Here is a 5060-nt window from a genome sequence, read left to right as displayed (position 1 = left end):
CTTCAGCTAACTTTTGTAAAGAAGATCGCTTTACAAAAGTGGATCTTCAGATCACGCTGATCCCACAGGAGTCGAAGTGGGCGCCTGCGCTAAATAACGTTCTGCATTTTTTTAACGTACGAACATTACGTCTTTTATTTTACATTGTATAAAACCTCAAAAAGTTGGCTGCCACTTACGTTGTAGAGCTGCTGAGGCCGCCCGCTTCGACTCCTGTGGAAACTGTTTTACCTGAAGATCCACTTTTTCAAGCGGTTCTTGCTTGGAAAAGTTAGCTGAAGATAAAACCCCACGGAAAGGGAAGCGGGCAGCCGGAGCGATGCTTTCCGTCTACATATCATTTCAAAATGACCACCTATGATACAAAAACACTATCATGCCGCGCATTATATACTTTCCTATCTGATAAGAAAAACTGAGTAAAAAAACGCTCAGTCCTTAGGATGAAGTAATGCGTTGCTTTTATCATTACAAATAGCAATTTTTCACTTTTTCCATTGTAAGCAGTCAACCTATTACTTATAACCAGAGCGTTGCAAATCTACATCAAACATTTCAAAATAACTACTTCGTTAACACAGTCATTGCGCAGATTTTATACTTCCTTTCCAAGTTAAAAAAGCTAGAACTTATTAGCGTTCTAGCTTCGATCTACTAGCATACCTCTCTAGGTTTAAACTCGGATTAGCATTTAAATCCCATTGTGCACGGTGACCTTGCTTGAAAGCAATAGATCCTGCTGCTGCAATCATTGCTGCATTATCCGTACATAGCGATAAGGATGGAAATAGCAATTCTACAGCTTCTTCCGGCTCAAACTTAGCTTGCATCGCTGCACGCAATCCTTTGTTAGCAGCAACACCGCCTGCAACAATCACTTGTTTCACACCATATTGTTTGGCAGCTTGAAAGGTTTTCTCTGTTAGCACTTCGACAACACTTGCTTGAAAACTTGCTGCTACATCTTCTTGTTTTAACGTTTCACCTTTTTGTTTAGCATTGTGCAATGTATTAATAACAGCTGATTTTAATCCACTAAAACTAAAATCAAAGGAATTCTCTTCTAACCATGCACGCGGAAAGTCAATGTTAGCTTCTCCTTGATGTGCTAACTGATCGATTTTGGGACCACCTGGATAAGGTAATTCCAATGTTCTAGCGACTTTATCATATGCTTCACCAGCAGCATCATCTCTAGTTTCCCCAATAATTTCAAAATCACCATGTTCTTTCATCAGTATCAATTCAGTATGTCCACCGGAAACAACTAAAGCTAACAGCGGAAACTCAAATTCCTTTTCCAAACGGTTTGCATAAATATGACCAGCAATATGGTGAACACCAATTAATGGTTTTTGATGAGCATAGGCCAATCCTTTCGCAGCATTAACACCAACCAAAAGTGCACCGACTAAACCCGGTCCTTCTGTTACGGCAACAGCATCCATATCATCGATCGTTAAACCTGCTTTTGCAAAGGTTTCTTCTAACACAATCGTGATTTGTTCGACATGGTGTCTAGAAGCTATCTCTGGAACTACCCCACCAAACCGTTTATGGCTCTCAATTTGGGAAGCTACTACATTTGACACAATTTCTCGACCATCTTTTATTATTGCTGCAGCTGTTTCGTCACAGCTCGTCTCAATCCCTAAAATATATTCACTCATAAATTCACCCACAATACTAAAGCATCTTCCTGATTATCACTATAATAATTTTTCCTGATTCCACCGGGTTTCATCCCAAACTTTTTGTACATTCGTTGTGCAGTTTGGTTGGAAACACGTACTTCCAATGACAAATGACGAATGCTACGGGCAACTGCATAATTGATTACGTACTGGAATAATCCTTGACCATATCCTTTCCCTCTATGATCTGGATCAATTGCAATATTCGTAATTTGTGCTTCATCTAACACCATCCATGACCCACAAAAGCCGATCACTTTCTCATTTAAAGTAGCAACAAAATATTGTGCATAATGGTTCTTCTTTAATTCTTCTTCATAAATATCGTCTGGCCAAGGTATTGAAAAAGAGCGTTTGTCTATCTCTTTCACTTCCTCTATATCCGATTCTTCCATTTTTCGAAATTGAACTCTAGCCATTTTGCTCTTGTTCCTTTAACCATTTTGCTTCTGCCTCAACTAAACGTATATAGTTAGGTGTTAACTCATGAAGGTTATCCTCATTACGTTCTGCGCCCAAAAGAGCTAATTTGCCAGGACGAGGAAGATGGTCAATGGCAGGTGGGATGATGGCGGCCTTAGCTAATTTTTCTTTTATTAATCTTTGGTGCTGCTTGATGTCCTGACTAAGAAAGATAACAGGTTTTTGATAGCTTTGGACTTCATCGAGCCATTGCTCCATTAAAATATTCTGGTCTTCTTTTTTTACATGAATTCGATCATAATTGTTTTCATATAACCCTGTGTAAACTAAGCCTCTACGTGCATCAAAAAAAGGAGAGATCAGCACATTCTGTTGTCTTACATTATGCGCCAATAATTCTAGACTAGATATCGCCACAATCGGGATCTTTAGCGTCCATGCCATTGTCTTTGCTGTTGCTAGTCCAATACGAACACCAGTGTATGAGCCTGGACCTTTGGCAATGGCAATTCTATCTAATTGAGCTGGCGTTGTTTCTGTTTCTTGCATAACATGATCTATTGCCGGCATTAAACCAACCGAATGATTGCGTTTGATATTTGCCGTATACTCCGCTTTCACTTCCCCATCTTTACTTACCGCGACTCCTAATACTTGATTAGAAGTATCAATTGCTAACACATTCATGAATATAGCTCCTTACATACCGAATCAAGGTGATCTCCAATTGGATGAAAAATAATTTTTCTTGTATGTTCATCGATTCTTTTTATTTGAACCTCTAATCGTTCTGCTGGAAGAAATTCTTCGATAAATTGCGCCCATTCTACAACGGTAATACCATCGCCAGTGAAATATTCATCAAAGCCGATGTCCTCTTCACTATCCTCCAGACGATAAACGTCCATATGGTATAACGGAATTTCTCCCACATATTCTTTCACAATCGTAAACGTCGGACTGTTAATCGTTCTTGTTACACCAAGGCCAGCACCTAAACCTTTTGTAAAAGTTGTTTTTCCTGCACCTAAATCACCCTCTAATGTTAGTACATCTCCAGGCGAAAGCAGTATTGCTAATTTATTTGCTAATCGTCTTGTTTCTTCCTCTGTATTTGATTCGAAAATATATGTACTCATTATTTCACCTACTTAGATGTGTATAACCCGATTTTTCCAATTTTTTTAGTTGATGATTATGTTGTAACCATACTGTACCATTCTTGTTCCAATCATTTCGTACCGTTCCTATTGCTGAAATTTTAGTATTTGTTTTTTTGGCTATCGTTTTTAATAGTTCCCATTCTTTTTCCGAAACAGTTCCAATCAATTCAAAGTCTTCTCCGCCAGTTAAAGACCATTTGAATTGTTGTTCGGGGGAAAAATCAGCTAGTTGTGAATGGCTTGGTATTTTATCATATTCAATGATCAATGTTTTATCCGAAGTCTCTGCTATTTCATTTGCTTCATTTGCAATACCATCACTTATATCATTTAAAGACATCCGCGTTATATTTTCACAATGATTAATAAATGATACCCTTGGCATTGGCATCTGATGTCGCTTTACAAAATATCGATACTTGTCTTGCTCTTTGTGAGTAGCATTTAATAATAGATGTAAACCACAAGCCGCATCACCAAGTGTTCCAGTTACAAAAATTATATCATGTTCCTGTGCATCATTGCGATATCTAGCCTTTCCTTTTAAAACAGTTCCTAATACCGTAATAGACAGGACTAATTGTTCACCTGACACAGTGTCTCCACCGATAAGATCCATGTTAAATACTTTAGCTAGCTCTTCCATTCCGAGATAAATCGCTTGTAAATCAGCTGCAGCCCAGCTGTCTGGTATAACAATAGATACTACATATGACGTTGGTTTACCTCCCATAGCAGCAATATCACTTATATTAGCAGCCAATGCTCGATAACCAATATGAAAAGGTTCAGTTGTCTTAGAAGAAAAATGAACATTCTCCACCATCGTATCAACCGTTGTAATAATATCCTCATTAGTATGTCTTACAATAGCCGCATCATCACCAATACCTTTTACAACAGAGGATTGTCGATAAAAATCCGGCTGAATGGACCGAATAAAATCAAATTCTTTCAACAGACCACACCTCCAAAGCACAACAATATACACACATCATATCAAAACTTTAGCTAAGAGGACAGGAGAAGCACCTTTCATAATACTTTACTTTAACATAGATATAAAAAGCTTTACTCCTTAGTTTCAATATCCATGTATGGTTTACTTACATAGACACATTATATACTTTGAAAGGACAAATGATAAATGTTACATTTGTCCAAGACCAGAACAAAAACTGAAACTACTCGAGGTATCAAATAGGAAATTGATGAGAGTTTTATAATTTAGTGCCAATTTAGTGTTCAACAAGGTTCATTTTGGTACTAAATCCTTTTTTAAGTACCATTTTAATATAATAATTTCTATTTTTGGTACTTAATTGAATGTTTAGTACCATTTTGACTTCATTCGTGTAATTTTCGGTACTTAAATTAACTATCTTTACTTTTTTATTTTTGAAAGTTGAGATAACAATGGTTATATACAGAGGTGACTTATCATGCTCACCTTTATACACATGCTCAAATTTTTTAATTTCCTAGAATACAAAAAAACCTTAAGTATCCAAACTTAAGGTTTTGCTATTTGTTAGTCATAAAATGGCGGTCCGGACGGGACTCGAACCCGCGACCTCCTGCGTGACAGGCAGGCATTCTAACCAACTGAACTACCGGACCTTTTGGTTGCGGGGGCAAGATTTGAACTTGCGACCTTCGGGTTATGAGCCCGACGAGCTACCAGACTGCTCCACCCCGCGATAATAATAAAGCATACATTAAACTAAACAGTGTATGCATTTTTGAATACAAGCCTGGCAACGTCCTACTCTTGCAGGGG

General features: G+C 37.8%; 5 protein-coding genes and 2 tRNA genes. All 7 read right to left on the bottom strand.

Translation table 11 applies throughout. The features are described from left to right. Window positions 1–632 precede the first annotated feature (632 nt). A complete protein-coding gene (gene tsaD / locus GHT08_RS21545; protein WP_193568337.1) occupies window positions 633–1670 on the bottom strand; it encodes a tRNA (adenosine(37)-N6)-threonylcarbamoyltransferase complex transferase subunit TsaD in 1038 nt (345 codons plus the stop codon). Further along, a complete protein-coding gene (rimI, locus tag GHT08_RS21540) occupies window positions 1667–2113 on the bottom strand; it encodes a ribosomal protein S18-alanine N-acetyltransferase (RefSeq protein ID WP_163583444.1) in 447 nt (148 codons plus the stop codon). The genes tsaD and rimI overlap by 4 nt, the downstream gene beginning before the upstream one ends. Then, window positions 2106–2804: a tRNA (adenosine(37)-N6)-threonylcarbamoyltransferase complex dimerization subunit type 1 TsaB gene (gene tsaB / locus GHT08_RS21535; RefSeq protein WP_163583443.1), complete on the bottom strand. Its 699-nt coding sequence runs from the start codon at window positions 2802–2804 to the stop codon at window positions 2106–2108. Before tsaB ends, rimI begins: the two co-directional genes overlap by 8 nt. Further along, entirely contained in the window at window positions 2801–3256 is a 456-nt protein-coding gene (gene tsaE, locus GHT08_RS21530) for a tRNA (adenosine(37)-N6)-threonylcarbamoyltransferase complex ATPase subunit type 1 TsaE (protein WP_163583442.1), read from the bottom strand. The genes tsaB and tsaE overlap by 4 nt, the downstream gene beginning before the upstream one ends. A 4-nt stretch (window positions 3257–3260) precedes the next feature. Then, window positions 3261–4238: a thiamine-phosphate kinase gene (gene thiL / locus GHT08_RS21525; protein ID WP_163583441.1), complete on the bottom strand. Its 978-nt coding sequence runs from the start codon at window positions 4236–4238 to the stop codon at window positions 3261–3263. Window positions 4239–4823: 585 nt separating this feature from the next. Further along, window positions 4824–4900: transfer RNA gene (locus GHT08_RS21520), tRNA-Asp, on the bottom strand. Window positions 4901–4903: 3 nt separating this feature from the next. Next, a tRNA-Met gene (locus tag GHT08_RS21515) sits at window positions 4904–4980 on the bottom strand. Window positions 4981–5060: the final 80 nt, after the last annotated feature.

Source organism: Gracilibacillus saliphilus (genome assembly GCF_010994085.1).
Lineage (GTDB): Bacteria > Bacillota > Bacilli > Bacillales > Amphibacillaceae > Gracilibacillus > Gracilibacillus lacisalsi.
Note: the sequence above shows the minus strand (reverse complement) of the source record. Positions and strands in the feature narration are given on the sequence as shown.

Excerpts from the sequence above, each read along its gene's own strand:
- tsaD (WP_193568337.1), bottom strand. The coding sequence starts at position 1,670 with ATGAGTGAATATATTTTAGGGATTGAGACGAGCTGTGACGAAACAGCT.
- rimI (WP_163583444.1), bottom strand. The coding sequence starts at position 2,113 with ATGGCTAGAGTTCAATTTCGAAAAATGGAAGAATCGGATATAGAGGAA.
- tsaB (WP_163583443.1), bottom strand. The coding sequence starts at position 2,804 with ATGAATGTGTTAGCAATTGATACTTCTAATCAAGTATTAGGAGTCGCG.
- tsaE (WP_163583442.1), bottom strand. The coding sequence starts at position 3,256 with ATGAGTACATATATTTTCGAATCAAATACAGAGGAAGAAACAAGACGA.